Here is a 21,184-nt window from a genome sequence, read left to right as displayed (position 1 = left end):
TTTAAGATTACCAAACAACCTTTAAAGCGAATTACTAATAGTTATCATTCCGAGACAGGAGGTATAGTTGTCATTCCGAGGCACGAGGAATCACATAACATTGTGTTCATTAAAAACACCGGAATCCCATAATCCTTGTCTCTAACAGCACACAGTAGTTAAATGTAACTCATAGCAGCTTCGCGCTTTTACCATAAAAAAATGAAACTACAAACGCAAATACCACTTCAAAAGCGTACTGAAAATCTGATGGATTATCAGTCTAAAGTGGTATTGTTGGGCTCTTGTTTTGTGGAAAATATAGGAGAAAAATTAGCCTATTTTAAATTCCAAAGCCTTCAGAATCCGTTTGGTGTTTTGTTTCATCCAAAAGCGATAGAAACACTTATTACGAGGGCTGTTCAAGAGAAGAGTTATGAGGAATCAAGTGTCTTTTTTCATAACGAACAATGGCATTGTTATGAGGTCCATTCTCAAATGAGCAACAGTTCTAAAAATGAAATTCTTACTAATTTAAACACACAACTTGAAGCTACAAAACAGTGGCTTCTGAAAGCAAGTCATGTTGTTATTACTTTGGGGACAGCGTGGGTTTACAAGCAGAAGTCCACTGATGAGACCGTTGCAAACTGTCATAAAGTGCCGCAACTGAATTTTAAAAAGGAATTATTATCCGTCGCCGAAATTACAGAGTCACTGCAGACTATCATTCACGCAATAAAATCCATAAATCCGACAGCTAAAGTTGTTTTAACAGTATCGCCCATACGCCACATTAAAGATGGTTTTGTTGAAAATACAAGGAGTAAATCGCATTTAATTGCGGCAGTTCATGCCTTGGTATCTAATGAAGATTGTTCAGGGTGCCATTATTTTCCATCGTATGAGATAATGATGGATGAGCTTCGGGATTATCGGTTTTATGCGGAGGATATGTTGCATCCAAATGCGACCGCCATCAATTATATTTGGGAGAAATTTCAGCAGGTTTGGATGTCTGATGATACTTTAGAAACGATGTCAGAAGTTGACAGCATTCAAAAGGGATTGTCCCATCGTCCTTTTAACCCAAATTCTGAGAGTCATCTTAAATTTTTACAGCAACTCGAGCTCAAAAAAGACAAACTCAAAGCGAAATTTGAGCACATGTCATTCTAAGAATTAGTCACAGGAATTTCCTAAGCACTTTAACTTTTTTTATGGTTTTTAAACGATAAAATATTGATGTTTATATGTTTGTGGTTATATTAGTTCAGCTATTAATCATTGGAAAAAGCATCAGTTATCTGCAAAACCTAAAAGTTTTCTAAATGTCTGATGCTTTTTTGTTGGATGAAGTCAACTAATAAATGGACGTTTTATTCTGATGTCACTCTAACACTATCCGGTACCAAAACAGTATAATCACCATTATTTCTAATCACATCCCTTACGATAGACGAGGAGATGTAGGACGTACTGGCTGCTGTCAACAAAAACACAGTTTCAATGCGGGAAAGTTTTCTGTTCGTATGCGCAATGGCTTTTTCGAATTCGAAGTCTGCAGGATTTCGTAAGCCTCTTAAAATAAATTGCGCATCAATTTCTTTACAAAAATCAATTGTCAAGCCTTTATAGGTCGCAACCTTTACTTTCGGTTCATCTTTAAACGCTTCCTTAATAAATTTCTGGCGTTCTTCTAAAGAAAACATATAGTTCTTATCGGCATTAATACCAATTGCAACCACCACTTCATCAAACAATTTGAGACCTCGTTTAATAATGTCGAAATGGCCTAGCGTAAGCGGGTCAAAAGATCCTGGGAATAGTGCACGTTTCATCGGCAAGCGTTGTCAATTCCTACAATGAGGAAATCTTATTTTTAGTTAGTAAATCAAATATACAATTCTTTTAAAGAACTGTTTTTTAAGTAAAATTAATGCGGCTGACCTTTAAAGCACTCTTCAATGGCATTACCAAATAAGTCTGACAGACTAATTCCGGCAACGGCAGCTTGCTGTGGTAGAATACTTGCTTTGGTCATTCCAGGCACTGTATTGACTTCTAATAAATGTGGTTCGCCGTCCTTAAAAATAAATTCACTGCGGCTAAACCCTTTCATTTTTAAAACTTCGTAAACTTTTTTGGCAACGGTTCTTACCTTTTCTTCTTCCTCAGGCGTCAATCTTGCTGGAGTTATTTCTTGGGATTGGCCCAAATATTTCGCTTGATAATCAAAAAAGTCATTATTGCTGACAATCTCGGTAATAGGAAGGACCGTCACTTCACCTTTATAGGTAATAACACCCACAGATACTTCAACACCATCTAAAAACGATTCAACAATAACTTCATCATCCTCTTTAAACGCCACTTCGAACGCTTTCTTGAAATCTTCTTTATTGTAAACCTTACTGATGCCGAAGCTGCTTCCTGCTTTATTCGCTTTAACAAAACAAGGCAAGCCTACTTTCGAAATGATCGCATCTTCATCGACGTCGTCACCAAAATTCACGAAATAAGATTCCGCAGTTTTAATACCATAAGGTTTTAAAGTGCTTAAGCAATCGCGTTTATTAAAAGTAAGCGCTGCTTGGTACATGTTGCAGCTCGTTTGTGGAATATTGACAAGATCTAAATATGCTTGCATAAATCCATCTTCTCCAGGAGTACCGTGAATTGCATTAAACACACAGTCAAACGTGATCTTTTGGCCATTAACGGTCACAGAAAAATCATTTTTATCAACCTGATGTTCATTATTGTCGCTATCCACATACACCCATTTATCTTCAAAAATGTGAATACGGTGTGCGTTAAATTTTGTAGAATCAAGGGTTTCGTAAACTACTTGTCCGCTTTTAAGGGAGATTTCGAACTCGCTCGAATATCCTCCCATGATGATGGCAATGTTTTTTTTCATCTCATATTCCTGCATCAACAGGAAACGTTTTAATTAAATTTATATTCACTTTAAGGAGGATGGCCGTGCTTTTTTCATGATAAAATAATACCCAAACAAGGACGTTTGATAATCATGATTTGAAGCCTTATCTTCACAAACAAAAATATCACATTAAAAGCAAAAGAAAAAACGGTTGTGTTTTTATATATTTGCCACTTATAACAAACGTTCATGAGCCTTATAAAATTTTTAACGAGTAGAGTTTTTTTAATGCAAATAGTACTAGCCGTAGTGGCTATTGTAGTATTAAGTTTTTTAATGTTGAAATGGCTTGACATTCGTACTAACCACGGCAGCTTTGTAACGGTTCCTGATTTAGCCGGAAAAAGCATAGAAACAGCTAAAATTGAATTAAAGGACCATGATTTAACAATGGAAATCCAAGATTCAGCCAATTATAACCCGAGTTATCCAAAATTCTCTGTTATTGAACAATACCCAACAGCAGGCAGTCAGGTTAAGGAAGATCGCAAAATATATTTAACACTTAATCCATCTGGATATCGCAAAGTGGAAGTGCCTAAAATTGTTGGGCGTACGTTCCGCCAAGCGAAGCCTACCTTAGAAGCCATTGGTTTTGAAGTGGGTAAAATTTCTTATATTGATGATATAGGTAAGGATGAGGTGCAATCCATTTCATTTCAAGGTCAATCGGTCAAAGCGGGCGATTTACTCCCAATGACATCTAAAATCGATGTGGTTTTAGGTAATGGTAATAGAGGTTTAGACGAATAATGATAGAAGATACCAACCCGGAATTAGAAGAGCAGTATGATGATGACTTGTATGAGCATTACGCATTTACAGCCGTAAAAGGTCAGACGCCACTGCGTATTGACAAATATTTAATGAATTTTATTGAAAACGCAACGCGTAACAAAATTCAAGCTGCTGCCAAAAACGGTAGCATTTATGTGAATGACCTTCCCGTAAAATCAAATTATAAGGTTAAGCCTTTTGATAAGATTCGCGTCCTTTTTGAGCATCCACCGTACGAATATTTATTGACGCCGGAAGATATTCCGTTGGATATTGTGTATGAAGATGATGATTTGCTTGTGGTGAATAAGGAGGCCGGCATGGTAGTTCATCCAGGTCACGGAAATTACTCTGGCACCTTAATTAATGCGTTGACCTATCATTTTGAGAATCTGCCAAACAACTCTAGTAACAGACCTGGTTTGGTGCATCGTATTGATAAAGACACCAGCGGACTTTTGGTGATTGCGAAAACGGAGGCTGCAATGGCACACCTTTCCAAACAATTCTTTAATAAAACCAGTGAACGCGAATATATAGCGATTGTTTGGGGAAATGTTGATGAGGATGAAGGGACTATTGAAGGTAATATTGGCCGTCACCCGAAAAACAGATTGCAAAATACCGTATATCTTGATGATGAGGCCGATAAAGGAAAACCTGCCGTAACGCATTACAAAGTTTTGGAACGTTTAGGCTATGTCACTTTAGTGTCTTGTAAGTTGGAAACTGGTCGTACGCATCAAATTCGTGTGCACATGAAACATATTGGGCATACATTATTTAATGACGCCCGTTACGGTGGTGATAAAATTTTAAAAGGAACCACCTTTACAAAATATAAGCAATTTGTCGATAATTGCTTTAAAATTCTACCGCGCCAAGCACTACACGCTAAAACACTTGGCTTTGAGCATCCTACCACTGGTAAGTTTATGAGTTTTGACTCTGAAGTACCTCAGGATATTCAAGATTGTATCGCAAAATGGCAACATTACGCGAAACATAAGGATATGGAAATAGAGTAGACTTAATTCGTATTCTTTTTTTATAGAGGATGGTGGTTTTAAGTTCAGAACAGACATTTAAGCGGAGGAGTTTTAGGTTATTATTAAGGTTTCTCCCTTGAATTTTCTCCCAAGTAGTTGTAACTTTGAAAGTCAAAAAAGTTATAAATCCTTAATTAGATACCCGCTTTTGTGGGCATTACTATGAAGCTTGTATTATCTCCTGCAAAATCACTAGATTTTGAAACAAAATTACCTATAGAAAACCATACTCAGCCTGAGTTTCTAAAACAATCAGAACGGTTAAATAAGGTTCTCAAAAAGAAATCTGTTAAAGCCCTTTCTGAGCTTATGAGTATTTCTAAAGATTTGGGCCAACTCAATTATGAGCGGAACCAAGCGTGGGAGCTACCATTCACTAAAGATAATGCCAGGCCAGCTATTTATGCCTTTAATGGCGATGTATATAGAGGATTGGATGCGTATACTATCCCAAAAAATAAAATGGACAAAGTTCAGGATACGGTCAGAATTCTTTCTGGGTTGTACGGTGTTTTGAAACCGTTAGATTTAATTCAACCTTACCGCTTAGAAATGGGGACGAAAATTGGTGTAGGGAAGCACAAAAACCTTTATGAGTTTTGGAAGCAAGACATCACCAACGCACTGAACAGCGAACTCAAAGATGATGAAGTATTCCTTAACTTAGCAAGTATTGAATATTTTAAGGCTGTTGATAAAAAAGCTCTAAAAGTACCTGTGATTGATGTAGACTTTAAGGAGTTGAAAAACGGCGACTATAAAACGATCGGCATTTTTGCGAAAGTAGCCCGCGGACTGATGACTCGTTTTGTTATTGATAACAATGTAGATTCAATTGAAGATCTTAAAGGTTTTGATTTGGAAAACTATAGATTTCATGAAAAGCTTTCTGCAGAAAATAAATTGGTTTTTACGAGATAAAATCGCATGTCTATTGACTCAATGCTGCACTTAATGTGATGCTAATTTGAGTCAATAGTTCCTAAAAAAGTAAATGCGATTGAAAAAGCATTACGGTTTAGATTTCTTGTCAATACTGATTTTTTCGAGCGTAGATGGTCTTTTTTTGATGCGAGGTCGTCTTACACCATAGCTGCCACGTTGAATCTTTCCGCGTCTTGATTTTTTATCACCTTTTCCCATTTTTTGTAAATTTAATAGCGTTTATAAAGTAAGCTTTAAGATACTTACTTTTTTACGAATTCAAACCGAGTTAGTTAGACTTTAAACTTAATTTAACAGATGTATTATTATTTCATTATAGCTTTTCAAGCCTATTGTATTTATCACCTTTTTAAAAACAGAAATTCTTTTTATTGGATTTTTGCCATCATCTTTTTACCGCTAGTTGGTTGCATCGTGTATTTAGTAACGCAGGTGTTAACGAAACGCGATACCGAGAAAATTCAGGAAAATCTGACCACAATTATCGATCCTTCTAAAAAAATCAGAGACCTTGAAAAGAAACTAGAATTTACTGATACCTATGAGAATAGGGTAAACCTTGCGGATGCTTATCTGGCATCACATGACTATGCTAAAGCTATTTTGCATTATAAAAAGGCTTTAGAAGATAAGACTCAGAGTGGTTTTTATGTAAAATCTCAACTGGTGAAAGCATATTATTACAGTAAAGATTTTGAAGAGGTGATTAGATTGGGTGAAATTTTAGAACCATATAAAGAGTTTGAAAAATCACATGTGCCATTTTATTACGGAATGGCCTTAGCCGAAAAGGATCGTACAATAGAAGCAGAAGCACAGTTAAAAATAATTGATAAACCTTATTCTAATTATAACGAACGGTTGGCATTCGCTAAATTTTTATTGAATGTTGAAAAAACTGACGCTGCAAAGACCTTATTGGACGAGCTTCATGAAGAAATGCAAAACATGACGAAAATGAATCAGCGTATTTATAAAGTCACTGCTGTGGAAGTTGAAAAATTGAGAGCTAAAGTCTAAAATGTTTTTACATCGACATCCATATCCGCCTTTTATTAATGAAGATACCACAAAACTGATTGTTGGTACTTTGCCGCCACCGCGGTTTTCGGTAGGGGAATTGTTGGAAAAGGATGTCGATTTTTGTTATGGGAGTTATTTCAATTCGCTTTGGTTGTTCATTGATAAAATTCACAATCTCAACTTAAAGTTTGATAATTCAGAAGAAGCCGTAGCGCAACGGAAAGCGTTTTTAGTCGCTAATAAAATTGGAATTTGTGATATTGTCGAAAGTGCGGAACGAGAAAAGATTGATGCCTCCGATTTGGGAATGACAAACATTAAACTGCGAAATATTGTAGGATACTTGCAGGAGTTTCCGAATATTAACACCCTTTTATTTACTGGTGGTAACAGTAAAAATGGTCCAGAATATTTCTTTCGAAAGCATTTGAAAACATACGGGCTGAAATTGGATGTGGTTTCTAATGAAGTGCCACGTATTCATCAATTTGAACTTCCTAATTCAAATACTTCTGACACAACCGAAGATGAAGTGTCTCGTAGAATCATCAAAACCGTTTCCTTAACATCAGGATCAGGAGCTGCCAATATTTCCATAAGCAGGATGCCATTATACCAGCATCTCAAGGCTAAAAACCCCAAATTCAATACCTTCGATTTTAGAGTGCTGCAGTACAGCGAGTTTTTTTGAGTCAATAGGACATTGGAAAGTGTTAATTTAGAACGCTATATTTTGTAAATTTAACAGAGTTAGAAGCTACGCTTCATTAACCTCCAACTTCTCCCTGACGGGATTTTACTATGAAAAAAGTTCTTCAAATTTGCAATGGGATTGCCTTGGTGTCCACCATTATTATCAACTACCTCTCAAATTCGGGATTACTCAATAATACGACTATAGGGGAAGTATCAAAAAGTCTCAACACCTTATTTACTCCTGCAGGGTATGCCTTTGCAATTTGGGGATTTATTTATTTGCTTTTAATAGTTTTTATCGTGTACCAAGGCAGAAGTTTGTTTGTTAAGGTTAAAGATGATGATTTCGTGTTGAGAATAGGGTGGTGGTTTGTGATCTCTTGTATAGCGAATTCCGCATGGGTATTTTTATGGATTTATGGGTATACAGGGCTTTCCTGCATTTTCATTTTTCTACTGCTATTCTCCTTACTCAAAATTGTGATGAATAATGCAATGGAGCTTTGGGATGCTCCAATTTCTGTGATTGCTTTTTTATGGTGGCCATTCGTGGTTTATAGCGGATGGGTAGCTGTAGCAAGTATCGTTAATGTCGCGGCTTATTTAGTAAAAGTAGAATGGCGTGGTTTTGGAATGTCGGCAGAAGCATGGACAATTTTTATGATTATTGTGGCTTTGATAATCAATCTTGTGGTAACATGGACGCGTAATATGCGTGAATTTGCATTGGTTGGTGCTTGGGCACTTGCAGCCATCGCTTATGCTAATTATGAAGACGTCATGAGTATTACGTATGTGGCAGGAGTGGCAGCATTAATATTGCTGATAAGTAGTTCGGTGCACGCTTACCGGAATAGAGAAAGTAATCCTTTAGAAAAATTGAAACAATACTTTTAATAAGCTCTTAACGTATTTACCGACTGTTTTACAGCTATAGAAGTGATGGAATTATAATTTTTAAATTATTCCTTCTTATCCTTGGAGTTGACGTTTGGCGTTTCTTCTGTCATACTGTTATCACCCGCTAAAAAATCAATATAAAAACATCTACCAGAATAAAATAAAATGGGTGTCAGCACAATTGCCGACACCCATTGAAATTGTATTGAAAAACTGGAATAATTAATAGCCTATTGCGCCACCATCTGGACTTGAGGAATCGGAGGCACCTATATAGACATCGCCATCAGTTGGGATTAGGATGCCCATTAATCGTCCTAAATTTTCTCTTCCTTTAACCACGTGGCCCATGTTTTCAAGAGCTTTTTTAGTGTCTGGAGACATCAAATCGTTTTCAAATATTAATTCATCAGGAAACCATTGATGATGGATTTTCATTGCTTCAATTGCTTTTTTGATAGGCATATCATAAGCAATCACATTTAAGATGGTTTGAAAAACGGTATTGATAATGGTGCGTCCACCTGGGCTTCCGATAATCAAATATGGTTTTCCGTCTTTGGTAACAATTGTTGGACTCATGCTGCTCAACATTCTTTTTTCTGGTTGAATGATGTTAGGATCTGTGCCAATTAACCAACCGCTATTTGTTAAACCAGGCTGCGGATTGAAATCGCCCATTTCATTGTTGAATATAAAACCGAGTTTTGGAGAACCTAATCCAGAACCGTAAGATTGTTCAATTGTATACGTTAAGGAAACCGCATTTCCTGCTTTGTCAACCACCGATAAATGCGTGGTGTTTTTGCCGTCATAAAGTTGCCCAAACTTTAATGTGTCGCTCACAGACGCTCTATTCATATCAATATTCTCATATCGCATTTTTGCAAATTCTTTTGATGTCAATCGGTCGAGAGGCATTTCCAAATTAAAATCAGGATCACCTAAATGTTCTGCTCTATCAGCAAAAGCACGACGCATGGCTTCGGCAACCAAGTGCACATAAGCGGTGGAATTAAATGCTATAGAATCTAAATTGGCTTGCTCCATGATGTTCAACATTTCTATAACGGCTACACCGCCTGAACTTGGTGGCGGCATGGATACAATGCCATAATCTTTATAGGTGCCTGTAATGGCTTCGCGTTCTACAGCTTCATATTTTTGAAGGTCTTCAAGAGTGATAATGCCGCCATTCGCTTTCATAAACGATGCAATTTCTTGAGCAACGGCGCCTTTGTAGAATCCGTCTTTACCTTTATCTCTTATATGTTTTAGGGTTTCGGCTAAATTCTTCTGAACCCATAACTCGCCATGTTTTACAAGTTCTCCTTTTGAATTTTTATAATAGTCTTTCAAAAATTGAGGGTAGGAGCCTTTATTGAAGTTTTTTGCATGTTCTGCCAATGTGTAAGAAAGTGTTACCCCATTTGCAGCCAGCTCAACGGAAGGTTGAACCAAGTCTTTCCACGGCAGTTTGCCATATTTTTGATGTGCCATATATAAGCCAGCAACTGTTCCTGGAACTCCTACAGATTTTAATCCTTCGTGATTACTGCCTTTAATTAAGTTGCCCTCACTATCCAAGAACATGTCTGGAGTAGCAAGCAATGGTGCTTTTTCTCTAAAATCAATGGTAGTGGACTTTCCATTGGCGTCCATATACACCAGAAAACCACCGCCGCCAATATTTCCGGCTTGCGGATGGGTTACAGCAAGAGCAAAAGCTGTTGCGATAGATGCATCGATTGCATTTCCACCTCTTTTAAGAATGTCGGTACCTACTTGAGAAGCTACGGCATTATCAGAAACGACCATCCCATTTTTGGCATAGGTTTGGGCGTAACTTGTATAGGAAAATAGGAATGCCGCAAAGAAGAGTGCGATTATTAGTTGTATTCTGTAGTGTTTCATGGTATTCTTTGTTATGACTGAAAAGATGTTGTATTGAGCTTCTAATTTAGTGAATTATTCCATATCTGTTGTTGTCCTCTGTAGATTCTGTGCGATTGTCGTAAAAGAAAACAACGAGTAGATGGCGAGTAAATAAGGTTAGTTAGCATGGATGAATGGTTTTGTCATCTTAAATTTGATAAATGTGCAACCATCAATTTGAAATCAAAAAAGCTAAATGATTCGATAATTTTCCGAAGTAACATTTCTGTAGAACTATCGCTACCACGGTCCATTTTTAGTGCAATTATACAGCGATAAAAAAAAAGCCAACATTAAAAACGTTGGCTTTTTATCTAACAAAATGAAAGTGGAATTATTCAGGAGTATTCCACCATACAGGTGTTTTCAAACGAATAAGAGGATCATTAGTAGGCATATTCACATAATTACGATCTTCTTCATTGTATTCATACATCATCGCTTGAATCCATTCATCATTATTCGGGAAAATATCAAGGTTAACGTTAACAGGACGCTTTAGTCCAGGGTAAATATCAGAACTGTAATCCATTCTTCTCATGTCTACCCATGTTTCAGGATTTAGCATATTGGCAATATACTTTTGTGTCATAATAGCTGACAAATTGATTTTGGTAGCACCAATCTCAGTATCTAATAAAAGCATGTAAGCAGCTATTTTATCGCCTGGAACATTAAGTTTTTCCATGTCAGCTTGAACGCCTGCTTTAAAAGCGGCATAGGCACCCGGTAAATCATTTTTTCTAAACCTAGCTTCAGCTTCAATAAATTTAACTTCACTATAAGTAAGCATATAGGTTGGAGAGGTTGGACTTGTGTAAAAACCGCCGTTTCCGACAGAGTAATTATCTCCTGAATCGCCAGCTAAACCACGACCTACATCTAAACCTACATAACCGCCATTTACAGCTTCAGGAACTATAATTGATAACCTTGGATCTTCAACTGGTACAGCTAAGTTTAAAGGATTCTTTAACAGATTCACGAAAAAAGTAGAAAAGTATCTGAATCTAGAAGAACCGTAACCGCCTTCAGCAAAAGGCTGTCTTTGGTTTTCTGCTTCGCCACCCACAAAGTTTTGCTGTGCATTTAAAGCGTTGGAATTAATACCAGCTTCTACAGCAGCAAGAATAGCGTCCGCATTATAAGCCATATCTCCTGACGATTTTTTACTTAAATGGTTTAAATAACGTGCTTTTAGCGAGTATGCAAATCGGATCCATTTTTCTTGGTCACCATTGTAAAGTACATCACCACCTTCAACGTTTAGTCCTATCGTACTAGGTTGTTTTAATTCAGCAATTGCTTCATCTAACAATTTGAAAATAGTTTGATAGGCTTGTTTTTGGGTCACAAACTTTGGAGTAATGTTCATGTTTGATTCACCATCATAGGTGTCTTCTGTAACAATATCACCATACTGATCAGTTGTCATACCAAAAATGTAGGCTCTCAAAATTTTTCCGACTGCACTATAATTAGGAGCATCGTACTTTTTTCCTAAAACAATTAAATCGGCTGTATTTGGTAACGCATACACATAGGCATTTTGCCATAAAAAGTAACGGCCTGTCGTGAAATTGTTAGTCCATGAGTTAGACTCATAAGCTGTGGTGTGATGCGCTGCATATTGCGTAACCCCTATAATTTCTCGAGAACCTCTGTATTGTGCGGTCCCTGTTGTGTTTTCAATAGTGCCTTGTATTCTATACTGTGGCGGTAGTGAGGTCGTAGTTGGAGCTGTCTCCGAACTGTTCACATCAAAGTAATCTTCGCTACATGACGAAGTAATTACTGCTAATGCTAAAACTGTATATTTTAAAATTCTCATAATTATAATTTTTTAAAATCTAAATCTTAAACCAAGGTCAAATCCTTTAACGTTTGGAGTTCCAAGGTTATCAATATTTGTAGAGCCAGCACCTGAAATGCCTGCGCCAAATGTGTTTACTTCAGGATCTACACCGCTGTAGTCTGTAATTGTGAATAAATTACGTCCTGTAGCATAAAGTTCTAAACCAGATAAAGATAATTTCTCTAAAACTGCTTCTGGGAATTTGTAAGATAAGGTGACGTATCTTAATCTTGCGAATGAACCATCTTCAATGAAATTCTCTGAGTTTTGAGAATAGTAATTCTGATAATAATTTTGGTCTTTATTAACTGCTACTGTATTTGGATTTCCAGCGCTATCTACACCAGGTAGAATTACCGATTGGTTTCTATCAGCAACAGTATTTGTGCTAAGTCCGTAATATGCTAAAGCAGATTCCGTAGCATTATAAACTTCTCCACCTTGTACAATATCTAATAAAAAGGACAGATTTAGATTCTTATAACCGATAGAGTTTGTAATGCCTAAAGTCCAATCTGGTGTTCTATTCACATCCGTGTAGGTTTGGTCAGTTAAAGTTGGTAAACCGTTAGAATTGATGATTACTTCACCATTTTCATTTCTTACAGGACGCTTTCCACGTAATCCAAATAATGAGCCATCTAAGATTGCTGCACCCGCTGCTGAGTTTCTAAAAGTCCAAGAATCAGATAAATAAACTTCACTTAAGAATCCAGGTAATTCCTTAACCTCACTTTTGTTTGCTCCAAAATTAAAATCTAAATTCCAATTTACTTTTGATGTTTGAGGTAGCATTTGTAATCTTAACATAGCCTCAACACCGCTATTTTTAATTGATCCACCATTTAAGGTTGCATAAAACGTACCTGTTGTTGGCGGTACTCTAATGTCTCTTAAAATTTGATTATCAGAGGTGCTTGTGTAATAGGTTAAATCTAATCCAACGCGGTTCTGGAAAAAACGGATATCCGTTCCTATCTCAAAACTGTTTGTAAATTCAGGTTCTAAGTTTGGATTTCCAACATTCACACCATTCCAGGTATATGCCGAACTCGCTAATCCATTAATATTTGTGCCTAAAGAACTTTCTAAAGCGCCAATTGGAGCATCTTTACCAACTTGAGCCCATGTTGCTCTAAGTTTAAAATAAGTTAATCCTTTATCAGAAGTGATGTCATTACCATATGCTTTGAATAAATCACTCACCACTGCTGACATACCTACTGACGGATAAAAGAATGATCTTTTGTCTTTTGGAAGTGTTGAAGACCAGTCATTACGTCCAGATAAGTTTAAGAACAAGGCATTCTTCCAACCGAATTTCAGTTCTCCAAAAACACCAACAATACGCTTTCTGGTAATTAACTCAGAAACTGTTTGATTTTCTTTTAGAATATTACCGATGCTATAAATGCCAGGTGCTTGAAAAGATCTGCCAGAAGTAAATGTAGTTCTCACATCTAATTCTTCAACCGAGTTTCCAATCATCCCGTCAAATGAAAAATCTTCTGTGATATCTTTTTGGTAGTTTAAAAAGATATTAGAAGTCAATCTTGTGTGGTCTTTTTCAAATTGACTGATATAACCGTCTTCTCTGGTATCAATTAACGATCCATCTCCAGTAATCTTCTTATTGAATTCGGTATAGTTATCTGTACCAATTTTGTATGATAGATTGAAATCATTTAAGAAGCTATAGTTAAAACTAATAATACCGATCAACCTTTTGGTCTCATCGGAGTTTGGACTATTCTTACTGCTCCAATAAGGGTTATCAAATTGTTGGTCTAAATAAAATGCGTTCTGAGAGCCGTCTGCATTTAAATAGTCTTTCGCATTTACATCAGCAGGATATGCCAATAAACTTCCAAAGCTACTTCCTGCAGCATTACCTTGTTTACTGCTTAAAACATCAGTTGTAATATAGTTTGCAGAAATCCCAACTGTGAAATTATCGCTCACATTAGAATTGGCATTTATTTTAAAAGAAGTCTTATCATAACTTGTGCCTTGATTAACACCATCTTGAGAAAGGTCTCCAATGGACATGTAAATATTGCTTTTTTCCGTACCAGAAGAATAGCTAACATTATGATTTTGGGTCGTAGCAGACTCGTAGAAATCTTTAATGTTATTAAAAATTGGCGTACCAGCACTTAAAGTTTGACCAAATGAGAATGGCGATTCTGGATCGTAAGTGATGCCATCTGTTGTTCTAATTTGAGCTCCTTTACCAAAAGTTGTTTGAACATTAGGAGTTCCTACTACTTTATCTGAAGAAATAGAACCAGAATAAGTTACAGTGCTAACGCCAGCTTTCCCTCTTTTTGTAGTGATAATTACTGCACCACCAGCAGCCTGAATACCGTATAAAGCGGCAGCCGCAGGACCTTTAAGTACCGAAACACTTTCTATATCTGCAGGGTTAATATCCGATGCTCTATTGGTGCTCGCAACTTCTAAACTAGAGCTTGTAGAGTTATCAATAGGAATACCGTCCACAACAAATAATGGTTGGTTGCTTCCCGTAATTGACGATCCTCCACGAATTAAAATCACAGCTGAAGACCCAGGTGCTCCACCAGAGTTCACCACCGTAACGCCAGAAACTTTACCTTGCAATCCGTTAACCATATTGTTCTGGTTACCTTCCATAAGGGCATCAGACTCGACTGCCTGTACAGCATAGCCCAATGCTTTCTTTTCTTTTTTAATACCTAAAGCGGTAATAATTACTTCGTCTAACTGATCTCCAGCTAATAAAGTTACATTCAGTGGGGCCGTGGAAGTAACCTTAACTTCCTTGGTTTGATAACCAACGTAAGAAAAAACGAGGGTTGAATTGAGTTGAGCCTCAATTGCATAGTTTCCATCAAAATCAGTAATTGTACCAACAGATGTGCCTTTAACAATGACGGTTGCGCCTAGTAAAGGTGAGTTGTCATCGCCTGATGTTACAGTTCCTGTTATTTTTGAACTTTGTGCAAATGAAAAATGCGCAAAACAAAAAACGAACAGGAAATGCACTAATAGTTTGCCTTTCATAATAAGTTGTTTTTGGATAAATTAGACTCAAATATAATTTAAAATTATAAAAGATGCATGAAAAATGCATTATTTGAACTCTAATTATGCAAAAAAAATGCATTATATTTATAGAATCGGTAATAGTCGGGCGATGTCTCAGGAGATTTAAATCATTAAGATTTTCTTTGTTATTACTTCCTTTACAGCCTTACAAAACGTTCGTTATATGAAAAAGAATGATAGGCAGCAATTAATCATTGATATGGTAATGCTGCATAGAAAAGTTAATACAGATCAGTTGGCACTGGAGTTGGATGTTTCTGCGGATACCATAAGGAGAGACCTTAACGAATTAGATGAAAAAGGGATGTTGACTAAAGTTCATGGTGGCGCTGTATCTTCAATCCAGAAATTATTTCATTATAACGAAAATGCCGTTTTTAATCGCGACCAGAAGAATAGCATTGCGACTAAGGCAGTGCCGTTATTAGAGGATGGAATGGTTGCCATTGTCAGCGGCGGGACAACCAATTTAGTGTTCGTGAGTAATTTGCCTAAAAATTTAAAAGCTACCATTTATACCTATAGTTTAGAGATTGCTTTGCAGCTCACAGATCATCCGCATATTGAAACGGTTTTTATAGGAGGGAAAATCCAGAAAAAATCGATGGTGACTATAGGGATTGAAGTGTTTCAAATTCTCTCTAAAATACACGCAGATATCTGTTTTGTCGGCGCAAGTGGTATCACTTTAAATGAAGGCATTACTGATGAGGGATATGAAGTGGCATTAATTAAAAAGGCTATGATTGATGCGTCCGATAAAGTAGTGTCTCTCATAACTTCCAATAAACTCAACATTAGGCATAGTTATTCGGTTTGTGCATTGTCTGATATAGATGTAATTGTTACAGATTTAGAACCAGAACATCAACTTTTGAAGGGTTATGGGGGAGAAGAGATTTTGGTTCTGTAATGTTGTTCCCTAAAAAAATAAATTTTGACAGTGATGATGGTGATGGAAAGCACGATCCATTGAAGAATTTATTTTGGTCATAAAGGACTGGTTTTTATACTTTCTTTGATATCTACAAATGGGAAATATAATTTTTACTAATTGATCCTATCATGGCCTGAACCACTCCTTTAAAAGAAACTTCGTACGGAAAATCCAATGCTTAGCAAATTAGCCGTACCTTTGCGCCAAATTAAAGGAGTGACCTAAATTAATAGTGTTTGCTTCGTAAACACATTTTATGTCATTTAACTCATTAGGATTATCTGATGCTTTACTTAAAGCAGTCAGTAAACAAGGCTATTCTACGCCGTCACCAATTCAACAAAAAGCAATTCCATTAATATTAGAAGGTAAAGATGTTTTGGCATCGGCACAAACCGGTACAGGAAAAACAGCAGGTTTTACACTGCCTTTATTGCAATTATTATCGCAGGGACAACCTTTGCGCCAACGCCCGGTTAGAGCATTGGTATTAACACCAACCCGCGAATTAGCGGCTCAGGTGTATCAAAACGTTAAACAATACAGTACGTATTTAGATATTAGAAGCACCGTCATTTTTGGTGGTGTGAACCAAAATCCGCAAGTGGCAACACTTCGCAACGGAGTGGATGTGCTTGTAGCAACGCCAGGCCGATTGTTGGATTTACATAACCAACGCTTAATTTCACTAGCAAACGTAGAAATTCTCGTCTTAGACGAAGCGGATCGTATGTTGGATATGGGCTTTTTGCGCGATATCAAAAAAATTATGGCAGTGATGCCGGCTAAACGTCAAAACTTATTGTTTTCGGCTACATTTTCTAAGGACATCAAAGCTTTAGCAAATGAGATCTTAAACCATCCTGTTTTGGTAGAAGCGACTCCGGAAAACACAACAGTTGATGCGATTGATCAACAAGTGTATCGTGTTGCTAAAGGGTTAAAACCTGATTTATTGGTGAAATTAATTTCTGATGGCAATTGGGAACAAGTTCTGGTATTTACACGTACCAAACATGGCGCCAATAAACTGACCAAGAAATTGATCAGTAGTAATATTACGGCGATGGCCATTCACGGAAATAAAAGTCAAGGTGCTAGAACAAAAGCTTTGGACGGTTTCAAAAAAGGAACAGTTCGTGTTTTGGTAGCGACTGATATTGCAGCCCGCGGATTGGATATTCCGTTATTGCCACACGTGATCAACTTTGAACTTCCTAATATTGCTGAAGACTATGTCCATAGAATTGGAAGAACAGGAAGGGCAGGAGCTAGCGGATTGGCAATATCATTGGTAAGTGCAGATGAAACGTCATTTCTTCGTGATATCGAAAAATTGATTGGCGAGCGCATTCCTATGGAAATTGTGGAAGGTTTTGAACCTGATCCAAACGCCTCTACAGAACCTATTAAACAAGGTCAAGGACAAGGGAGAAATAACAGACCGCAATCCAGAAAATCATCTGCTGGAAATACACAATCCTCTGGAAATAGCGCAAACAGAAACAGAAGTAGGAGACGGAATTAGAAGGTGAAATTGAATCTGAAGTTGAAATTGAAGTTGAAGTAGATTATTCATTATTGGAAAATCTAAATCTCATATTTCTTTTGAATACTGGTTTATAAATTTCATGTGACAATCAAATCCGTGCTATCAGATTGATCAGCGTTATCAGTGTTCCTGTTTTAAGGAAAACACTTCGACTGCGCTCAGTGTGACAAATTAAGTTGAATTTAAATTCCAAATTTCTTTTGAATACAGAATTTAGTGCCTTCTAATCACATTCAAATCAGTGTTATCAGTTTTATCAGCGTTCCGTTAATAGAAAGATAGCACTTCGACTACGCTCAGTGTGACAAATGAAATTGCATTAGAACACTGAAAATTTGGTCTAAACCTCTTCAAGCCTCAAACCCCAAACCTCCAACCCATTATGCTCACACAAAGCTTAAAAGATAAAATGATTTCGGTTTGTGATGCAAAAATCGCATCTAAAGGGCCGAACGTCGGTTTGTCTTTTTATGCTTTTTTCGCGAATAAGAATGATAATCCTGAATTGTTAATGGAAGCTGCAACCTGGTGGATCATGACGCATAAGTTGGATCATTTTGAGAAAGCGGTGAAGGTAAAAGCGTTGGTTGAAAATGAGAAGTAGTGGTGTAGTAATGCATTGCTGAGTATTTGGAAGAATTATAACGCGTTTCAAAATTCCAATTAAGTTTTATTATTTTAGCATCTAAATTAAATCTGTAGTTTCAGATTCTGCAGCGGTATCAGAGTGTTTTATTTGAAGCACTTCGACTGCGCTCAGTGAGACAAGTGAATCAGTAAGACAAATGAAATTGAACTTGAAAACGAATCCGCCATTATAGTATATCACGACTTGGCGACTACAATTAAATCTGACTATTAAATATTATAGAGATGGAACAACCCAATAACCCTTTGCATGGCGTCAAACTTGAACAAATCATTAATGATCTTGTGGCGCATTATGGATGGGAATATATGGGCACGGTGATTAACATTAAGTGCTTTAATGATAATCCGTCTGTCAAATCGAGCTTAAAATTTTTAAGACGTACACCTTGGGCACGCACCAAAGTGGAGTACATGTATTTAAAAATGCTGAAGAATAAACGCTAAAAATCTAGCGGTTTTCCAATATCATTTATTTCATCTGTATTTGCCAACTTTGGGTTTGGTCCCCAATTGTTGGTCCCGTTCTCGCTGTCCATAACGGTAAAGACAAAAATGATAATGCCGCCAACATACGGGATAAAGGAAAGCAAGTAATACCAGCCACTTCTACCTGTGTCGTGTAGTCTTCTTACAGTTAAAGCTAGTGCCGGAAGAAAGGACATTAAGACATATACGACCAACAAAAACAGGCCAATCTGAGACATGCCAACATCTTCCAAAATAACGGATAGAAATGCCAGCACAAATATGATCAGAAGGTGAAAAAGCATGAACATCCAATATTCTGTGCGTCTTGCACGTCCTTTAAAGTCTACATATTTGTATTTAAATACGTCTAAAAACCAATTCATAAGTTGTCGTTTGTTGAGGTAAACGCTAAAATAGAAAGATTTCTAAATAATGACCTTAAAAAGATGCTGAATTCGGCAAACTGTTATTTTTCTTTATAGGGAAACATCAGTTTGAACGAGTCATTTACACTTTGATGTAAAATTGTCGCGTGGTTTTCATTTGGTAAAAATAAGAACTCGGATTTGAGGTTTGGCTTGCCTGAATTTTTTAATAACTCCGCTAGGGTTTTAGCCTCACGTTCCATGATTTCGCCCTCGGCACCTACAGAAATATATACATTCACCGGCATTTTTTTATGGGCTCCCAGAAACATTTTTGCGTCTTTCAGTAAAGATTCGTTGTCCCACCACAAACTCGGACTCACAATAATATAATCCGTGAAAAGCGTCGGAATTTTGAATAGGATTTCCGTGGCGAGTAATCCGCCTAGCGATTGTCCGATGAGCATTTTTTGAGCATTTGTGGAATAATTAGCGTTGATATAAGGCTGCACTTCATGCTGTAAAAACTCTATAAATTTTTTCGAACCCCCTGTGGTAGGAAAATCTTTCTTTAATTTTTTATCAATTGTAGGAAAGGTGAAATCTCTTTTCCGATCGATATTGGCAATCCCAACCACAATCGTTTTGGGCATGTCCATCTGTAAATTGAAAAACTGAACCAAGCCGACAATATGAATAAAATCTTCGTTCATGCTTCCGTCTAACACATAAATCACGGGATATTTTAAAGTGTCTGAAACTTTATAGCCTTCTGGGAGATAGATATTCAATGTTCTCGATTCCGATAAAATTTTAGAATCGATCGTTACGACTTCACCAATAGTTAATGCTGATTTCGAACTTTCTTTTAAAGTGGTTTGCGCTTCCGCAAAAGAGAATCCGATGGTTATTAAAAGAAGACTATAAAAAAGGTGTTTCATTTATGAGGTTAAATTTTTTAGATGGATTTCATTGGATTGCGTTTTGACACGAATTACACGAATTTCACGAATTACACAAATTTTTAATCCAGGCCAAGACATGAATACTTCACGAAATAAGTCTTAATTCTTAATTCTAACAGCAAAGCGGTCTTAATTCTCTTTTGACACGAATTACACGAATTGCACAAATTTTATAATTACAGTCAAAACATGACTATTCTACGAAACAAATCTTGATTCTTGGTTCTAGCAGCGCAGCGGTCTTAGTTCTTTTTTGACACGAATTTCACGAATTTCACAAATTTTTAATCCAAGCCAAGACATGAATACTTCACGAAACAAGTCTTGATTCTTGGTTCTAGCAGCGGAGCGGTCTTAATTCTATTTTACAACAGCTATGCTGTAGTAAAATTAATCTTCCTCCTCAACAAACATCTCAATCTTAGCATCAAACTCAGCATCCTTAAACTCGTCGCGACTGATCCAATATTCGGAAGTGGTCATCGTATAAGAATTGGCGCCGGTTGATTTTAAATCCCACACAATCGATTCAGCTTCATCAAATGCTTCTTTGCCTGCTAATTGGTCTGAATACAACCGTTTAATCACACTATTATTGGCCAAAGTATGGTCTAAGACTTTTAACACGACTTCTTTCGTCACGTCCTTATTAGGAGTAATTTCAAATTCGATGATGGTTGCTTTGGCGTTAGGGAATGTTCCGTTATAAGCTTTAAAAAGCAATTGGTTGATGTTGAAAAGTTTATGGTGTAAGCTGATATCGCTATATTCTTCAGAAATTTTATCCAAAAGCATGTCGTGCGACATTTGGTCTATTTGACCTTCATTTAAGTGCTCAGAAAGTTTATAATCTAATAAAATAGCAGCTGCTTCCGGGCCTTCAAAATCTGAAATGGCCATAAAAAGCAAGTCTTTCAGTTCTTCAGGTTTAGAATCTTTGGCATCGGGAAAGCCGAAACGCTCCAAAAGTTCAATATAGTCCGCATTAGTCCATGCGTCTTTAAATTCTTCAACAGTTTTTACACTATTGATAATCATATGATAGGTCAT

At 36.8% G+C, this 21,184-nt stretch carries 20 protein-coding genes; 11 read left to right on the top strand and 9 right to left on the bottom strand.

Features of this window, described 5'->3' with window-relative positions:
- Window positions 1-201: 201 nt before the first annotated feature.
- On the top strand, window positions 202-1,158 hold the full coding sequence (locus Q0947_RS10730) for a GSCFA domain-containing protein (RefSeq protein ID WP_299397024.1): 957 nt from the start codon (window positions 202-204) through the stop codon (window positions 1,156-1,158).
- Between the two features lie 200 nt (window positions 1,159-1,358).
- Here the strand turns inward: Q0947_RS10730 and coaD are convergent, their stop codons facing one another.
- Together coaD and Q0947_RS10720 are read right to left on the bottom strand one after the other, a co-directional pair.
- Complete coding sequence (coaD, locus tag Q0947_RS10725) at window positions 1,359-1,820, bottom strand: pantetheine-phosphate adenylyltransferase (protein ID WP_299397021.1); 462 nt, start codon at window positions 1,818-1,820, stop codon at window positions 1,359-1,361.
- Between the two features lie 95 nt (window positions 1,821-1,915).
- Window positions 1,916-2,902, bottom strand: coding sequence for a D-alanine--D-alanine ligase (locus tag Q0947_RS10720; RefSeq protein ID WP_299397018.1), 987 nt, complete (start codon window positions 2,900-2,902; stop codon window positions 1,916-1,918).
- 252 nt (window positions 2,903-3,154) lie between these two features.
- On the opposite strand from Q0947_RS10720, the gene Q0947_RS10715 reads away from it, so the two are divergent.
- From Q0947_RS10715 to yaaA, 3 genes are all read left to right on the top strand, one after another.
- Window positions 3,155-3,679 carry a PASTA domain-containing protein gene (locus tag Q0947_RS10715; protein WP_366915501.1) on the top strand — a complete coding sequence of 175 codons (525 nt, stop codon included), beginning with the start codon at window positions 3,155-3,157 and terminating at the stop codon, window positions 3,677-3,679.
- Window positions 3,679-4,731 carry an RluA family pseudouridine synthase gene (locus Q0947_RS10710; RefSeq protein WP_299397013.1) on the top strand — a complete coding sequence of 351 codons (1,053 nt, stop codon included), beginning with the start codon at window positions 3,679-3,681 and terminating at the stop codon, window positions 4,729-4,731. The genes Q0947_RS10715 and Q0947_RS10710 overlap by 1 nt, the downstream gene beginning before the upstream one ends.
- 183 nt (window positions 4,732-4,914) lie before the next feature.
- The gene (gene yaaA / locus Q0947_RS10705; protein ID WP_299397010.1) at window positions 4,915-5,673 is read left to right on the top strand and encodes a peroxide stress protein YaaA; all 759 of its coding nucleotides are present in this window, start codon (window positions 4,915-4,917) and stop codon (window positions 5,671-5,673) included.
- Window positions 5,674-5,763: 90 nt separating this feature from the next.
- Here the strand turns inward: yaaA and Q0947_RS10700 are convergent, their stop codons facing one another.
- The gene (locus Q0947_RS10700; protein ID WP_299397007.1) at window positions 5,764-5,895 is read right to left on the bottom strand and encodes a 30S ribosomal protein THX; all 132 of its coding nucleotides are present in this window, start codon (window positions 5,893-5,895) and stop codon (window positions 5,764-5,766) included.
- A 99-nt stretch (window positions 5,896-5,994) separates the two neighbouring features.
- Here Q0947_RS10700 and Q0947_RS10695 point away from each other — a divergent pair, with 99 nt between their 5' ends.
- The 3 genes from Q0947_RS10695 to Q0947_RS10685 all read left to right on the top strand — a co-directional run bounded on the left by Q0947_RS10695 (window position 5,995) and on the right by Q0947_RS10685 (window position 8,313).
- A complete protein-coding gene (locus tag Q0947_RS10695; protein ID WP_299397005.1) occupies window positions 5,995-6,717 on the top strand; it encodes a hypothetical protein in 723 nt (240 codons plus the stop codon).
- Between the two features lies 1 nt (window position 6,718).
- Window positions 6,719-7,411, top strand: coding sequence for a uracil-DNA glycosylase family protein (locus tag Q0947_RS10690; protein WP_299397002.1), 693 nt, complete (start codon window positions 6,719-6,721; stop codon window positions 7,409-7,411).
- Between the two features lie 110 nt (window positions 7,412-7,521).
- Window positions 7,522-8,313: a tryptophan-rich sensory protein gene (locus Q0947_RS10685; RefSeq protein WP_299397000.1), complete on the top strand. Its 792-nt coding sequence runs from the start codon at window positions 7,522-7,524 to the stop codon at window positions 8,311-8,313.
- A gap of 225 nt (window positions 8,314-8,538) precedes the next feature.
- Here Q0947_RS10685 and ggt read toward each other — a convergent pair whose 3' ends face one another.
- The 3 genes from ggt to Q0947_RS10670 form a co-directional block, all read right to left on the bottom strand.
- Entirely contained in the window at window positions 8,539-10,230 is a 1,692-nt protein-coding gene (gene ggt, locus Q0947_RS10680) for a gamma-glutamyltransferase (protein WP_299396997.1), read from the bottom strand.
- 355 nt (window positions 10,231-10,585) lie between these two features.
- Entirely contained in the window at window positions 10,586-12,082 is a 1,497-nt protein-coding gene (locus Q0947_RS10675) for a SusD/RagB family nutrient-binding outer membrane lipoprotein (RefSeq protein ID WP_299396995.1), read from the bottom strand.
- A 12-nt stretch (window positions 12,083-12,094) separates the two neighbouring features.
- Window positions 12,095-15,151: a SusC/RagA family TonB-linked outer membrane protein gene (locus tag Q0947_RS10670; RefSeq protein WP_299396992.1), complete on the bottom strand. Its 3,057-nt coding sequence runs from the start codon at window positions 15,149-15,151 to the stop codon at window positions 12,095-12,097.
- A 208-nt stretch (window positions 15,152-15,359) separates the two neighbouring features.
- Here Q0947_RS10670 and Q0947_RS10665 point away from each other — a divergent pair, with 208 nt between their 5' ends.
- From Q0947_RS10665 to Q0947_RS10650, 4 genes are all read left to right on the top strand, one after another.
- Window positions 15,360-16,109 carry a DeoR/GlpR family DNA-binding transcription regulator gene (locus tag Q0947_RS10665; RefSeq protein ID WP_299396989.1) on the top strand — a complete coding sequence of 250 codons (750 nt, stop codon included), beginning with the start codon at window positions 15,360-15,362 and terminating at the stop codon, window positions 16,107-16,109.
- 280 nt (window positions 16,110-16,389) lie between these two features.
- Window positions 16,390-17,661, top strand: a complete 1,272-nt coding sequence (locus Q0947_RS10660; protein ID WP_299396986.1) for a DEAD/DEAH box helicase — start codon at window positions 16,390-16,392, stop codon at window positions 17,659-17,661.
- A gap of 406 nt (window positions 17,662-18,067) precedes the next feature.
- Complete coding sequence (locus tag Q0947_RS10655; protein ID WP_299396984.1) at window positions 18,068-18,289, top strand: DUF6500 family protein; 222 nt, start codon at window positions 18,068-18,070, stop codon at window positions 18,287-18,289.
- Window positions 18,290-18,558: 269 nt separating this feature from the next.
- Window positions 18,559-18,780 (top strand): VF530 family protein, encoded by a 222-nt coding sequence (locus tag Q0947_RS10650; protein WP_299396981.1) that lies wholly within the window; start codon window positions 18,559-18,561, stop codon window positions 18,778-18,780.
- On the opposite strand, the gene Q0947_RS10645 is transcribed toward Q0947_RS10650, so the two are convergent.
- From Q0947_RS10645 to Q0947_RS10635, 3 genes are all read right to left on the bottom strand, one after another.
- Window positions 18,777-19,187 (bottom strand): DUF805 domain-containing protein, encoded by a 411-nt coding sequence (locus tag Q0947_RS10645; protein WP_299396979.1) that lies wholly within the window; start codon window positions 19,185-19,187, stop codon window positions 18,777-18,779. The genes Q0947_RS10650 and Q0947_RS10645 overlap by 4 nt on opposite strands.
- A gap of 83 nt (window positions 19,188-19,270) precedes the next feature.
- Complete coding sequence (locus tag Q0947_RS10640; RefSeq protein ID WP_299396976.1) at window positions 19,271-20,110, bottom strand: alpha/beta hydrolase-fold protein; 840 nt, start codon at window positions 20,108-20,110, stop codon at window positions 19,271-19,273.
- Between the two features lie 414 nt (window positions 20,111-20,524).
- The gene (locus Q0947_RS10635) at window positions 20,525-21,184 is read right to left on the bottom strand and encodes a hypothetical protein (protein ID WP_299396973.1); all 660 of its coding nucleotides are present in this window, start codon (window positions 21,182-21,184) and stop codon (window positions 20,525-20,527) included.

The sequence above is a fragment of the uncultured Gelidibacter sp. genome (assembly GCF_947500795.1).
Lineage (GTDB): Bacteria > Bacteroidota > Bacteroidia > Flavobacteriales > Flavobacteriaceae > Gelidibacter.
Note: the sequence above shows the minus strand (reverse complement) of the source record. Positions and strands in the feature narration are given on the sequence as shown.